General features: G+C 52.5%; 1 protein-coding gene and 1 pseudogene. Both read left to right on the plus strand.

Annotation, left to right across the window (positions count from 1 at the left end; genetic code table 11):
• Positions 1–138: 138 nt before the first annotated feature.
• Positions 139–1308 (plus strand): annotated as a pseudogene (gene uhpC, locus V6C16_RS09315) (MFS transporter family glucose-6-phosphate receptor UhpC); the annotation flags it as partial.
• A 120-nt stretch (positions 1309–1428) separates the two neighbouring features.
• On the plus strand, positions 1429–2940 hold the full coding sequence (locus V6C16_RS09320) for an outer membrane homotrimeric porin (protein ID WP_333535057.1): 1512 nt from the start codon (positions 1429–1431) through the stop codon (positions 2938–2940).
• Positions 2941–3639 lie beyond the last annotated feature (699 nt).

Consider the following 3639-nt stretch of genomic DNA (forward strand, 5'->3'; position numbering starts at 1 on the left):
GAGAAGAGTGTAGTATGATGGCTCAAGTCCAAAATCTCCTTGTGTGGCAAGTTGTTGTGGTAACTTCTTATACCACATACTGCTGAGATTTTGGACTTTTTTGTTACCCCTTAGCCGGACAGCAATGTTACGCGCAACAGTTACAAATCCATCATGCCAGCCATGCTCAAAGACCTAGACTGGCAACTCTCAGATGTGGGCATGCTGAGCACCATTTTTTATATCGTTTACGGCTCTTCCCGGTTTATTGGCGGCATCATGAGCGACAAAGCCAACCCACGGTATTTCATGGGTGTCGGCCTTATCATCACAGGCATTATCAATATTGCCTTTGGTATGAGCTCATCGCTGCTGGCTCTGGCCATTTTGTGGGGTCTTAATGCCTTTTTCCAAGGCTGGGGCTGGCCCCCCTGTACGAAAATTCTCACCACATGGTACTCGCGCAATGAGCGCGGCTTCTGGTGGGCAGTGTGCAACACCTCGCACAACGTGGGCGGCGCTATCATTCCCCTGCTGGCTGGCTGGCTGGCCATACACTATGGCTGGCGTTACGGCATGATTGTTCCAGGTATTATCGGCATTGTGGCCGGCATCATTCTTTGCATCATCATGCGGGACAAACCGGAATCTATGGGGCTGCCTCGTGTAGGCGAATGGCGCAAGGACGAGCTGGAACTTGAGCAGGTAAAAAAAAGCGAAAGCTCTCTCACCACATGGCAGGTACTACGCCGCTACGTGTTTACCAACAAATACATCTGGCTTTTGGCCATTTCCTACGTGCTTGTGTATGTCGTGCGCATTGGCGTCAATGACTGGGCCAATATGTATCTGGTGAAGGAGCACGGCGTCGACCTGCTTGTGGCCAACAGCGCCATCACCATGCTCGAGATCGGCGGCTTCATCGGCACCATCGTCGCCGGATGGGGATCGGACAAATTGTTCAAGGGCAACCGCATCCCTATGAACATCATCTTTATGCTGGGCATCATGTGCTCTGTGGGCGCGCTCTGGCTTCTGCCCTTAAGCTCCAAGCTCGCTCTGGGCTCCGTGTTTTTCCTTATCGGCTTCTTCATTTTTGGTCCCCAGATGCTCACCGGCATGGCCGCTGCCGAAGTTTGCCACAAGGAATATGCGGGCACGGCCACGGGTTTTGTGGGGCTTTTCGGATACCTGGGAGCGGCCTGCACCGGCCTGCCTTTAGCGATGATCATAGAGAGCACAAGCTGGAATGGCTTCTTTATCGTCATGACCGCAGCGTCATTGCTTTCGGCCATACTTATCGTGCCCATCATCGGCGGAAAAAAGTAAGTAACTACCGCAAGCTCTTGTTAACGGCAGGGAGTGTTTTCAACTCTTCCCAGGTATTACCCCTACCGTTTTCACTTGTTACGATGCCATGCCTACCCTACTTAAAACCAAGGAGAAACAATGAAACGCATCGCGACTCTTTTTCTTGCTGCCGGACTGCTGTTCAGCACGATTACCGGAGCCAGTGCAATTGACTTTAAAGCTATGGGGCAGTGGCGTATGGGGTTTGGTGTAAGCGAAATATCCCCCATAAAGCAGTACCGAAAGAGCGATAGCGCCAGCCAGACCAAGGGAAGCAAGGAGGATATCTTTCAGGCCGCCCAGAGATTGCGCATACAACTGGATGCGGTGGCCTCCGAAGCCTTGTCTGGAACAGTGTATTTTGAAATTGGCACGATGCAATGGGGCAAAAGCAAAAACGGCGCGGCCCTCGGCGCAGATGGCTCAGATCAGATAAAGCTCAAGCGCGCCTATCTCGATTGGGTTGTGCCTCAGACCGAAATTGGATTTCGCATGGGCATTCAGGGCGTTGAGCTCCCAAAGGTGGCAGGTGGTTCGGCGGTTATGAAAACTGACGTGGCTGGTGTAGCCGCTTCCTACAAGTTCAATGAAAATTGGGGCGCCACGGCCCTTTGGGCTCGCCCTCTTAACGACAACTACGATGGTGGCGATAATCCAGCGCACAAGAACTATCTGGACAATATGGACCTGTTCATTCTGACGGTTCCTATGCAGTTTGGCGGCATATCCGCAACCCCCTGGGTCATGTATGGCATGATTGGAGCCAATGCGCTTGACGGCTACAAAGACTCATGGAGCACGGCAGATGGCAACCTGGACTACACGCTGCGGCCTTACCCCAACATGACTGGCGGAAAAAACATTGGGAACACCAGCAAGGGGTATGGTAACGCGGTCTGGTTCGGGCTTCCACTTACTCTTTCGCTGTGGGATCCGCTGAAAATCGAAGTGGACCTCAACTATGGATACGTTGAAAGTATGGGACGCTTTGACGCGCAAAAAAACGGCGTAGTCAAACGCTCCTGCACCGAACGCCAAGGTTTTGTAGGCAAGGCCCTTGTTGAATACAAACTGGATTGGGGAGCGCCGGGCATCTTCGGCTGGTACGGCACTGGCGATAGTGGCAATCCCAAGAATGGATCCGGCCGTATGCCTTCCATCGTTCCCAACGGCAGCCTTACTTCCTTCATGGGCGATGGCAATATGGGCTGGATCCGTCAGGACTTTAACGTGAGCTATTCCGGCAGTTGGGGTATAGGCGCGCAAATGCGCAATCTGGGCTTCATCGACGACCTCACCCACACTTTGCGCGTGGCTTACTGGGGTGGCACCAATAGCACCAATATGGTCAAGTATATGGATTCTGCCTATGCGTGGAGCGGCGGCTGGAATAAATCTGACGGACCTTACTTGACAACCAATGACGGCCTGCTCGAATTTAATCTGATAAACAGCTATAAAATATACGAAAACCTTGAAATGAACATAGAGCTGGACTACATAGCCAACTTTATGGACAACGACACGTGGAAAAAGGCCGGGGCGCGAAACACCAGTTTTGACAAACAGGACGTATGGAAGGCTCAGATCATCTTTGAATATACCTTCTAAAGTGCTACCGGTTTTCAGATTGCTTGGCTTGCTGTCCGCCCTGCGCGAACTGGCGCAGGCCCTGGAAGACCCACCGCGGTTCTGACCCTGCGCATGGCCTGAAAACGATTGTTTCACAAAAAATCCCGCAGAAATTGCGGGATTTTTGCATTTGCGCGGAACAGCGGACGCAAGAACCTGAAGCAGGTATTTATGGACGGTCATCCTTTGTGCTGCCCAGCAGATGAGGCGCACGGCGCGATGCAGTTTGTTAGAGCAGTTTACGAATGAAACGAGTCAACTGCTCTGCAAGGATTTTCCTGAAAATCCTTGCCACGAAATGCGAGTAGGCAGGCTTTTGCCTGCCGTAAGCAAGCATTTCAAGTGTGAATTTCTCTAGACACGTGCCAGCGCGTTCTTTCGTACGACGGCATGGAGCAACAGTGGGAGATACCGGCAGGGAAGTTGGGGCGGAAGGAGTTTTGGAGGTGCGTGTGGAGGGCGAGAGGTGTCTTTTTGAAGGCCCGTGTGCAGGGCAAAAGAAGTTTCGAAGGCATCTTTGGAGGGCAAGAGTTCGCCTGTCCTGCGGGGTCGGTAGTGTCCAGAATTTTTCGCACATTTTGTAGCTACCATGTGGTGTCAGGTCTGGCGCTGTCTTGAAGCTGGCGCGTGCTTTGCGAGCGGGACGCTAAGTGGCGATCCCGCGCTGCAATGCCCGTG

Origin of the sequence: Desulfovibrio sp. 1188_IL3213 (assembly GCF_036763145.1) — a bacterium.
Classification (GTDB): Bacteria; Desulfobacterota; Desulfovibrionia; order Desulfovibrionales; family Desulfovibrionaceae; genus Desulfovibrio.

Bases quoted from the DNA above. Each gene is read 5' to 3' on its own strand.
- V6C16_RS09320 (WP_333535057.1), top strand. From the start codon at position 1,429: ATGAAACGCATCGCGACTCTTTTTCTTGCTGCCGGACTGCTGTTCAGC.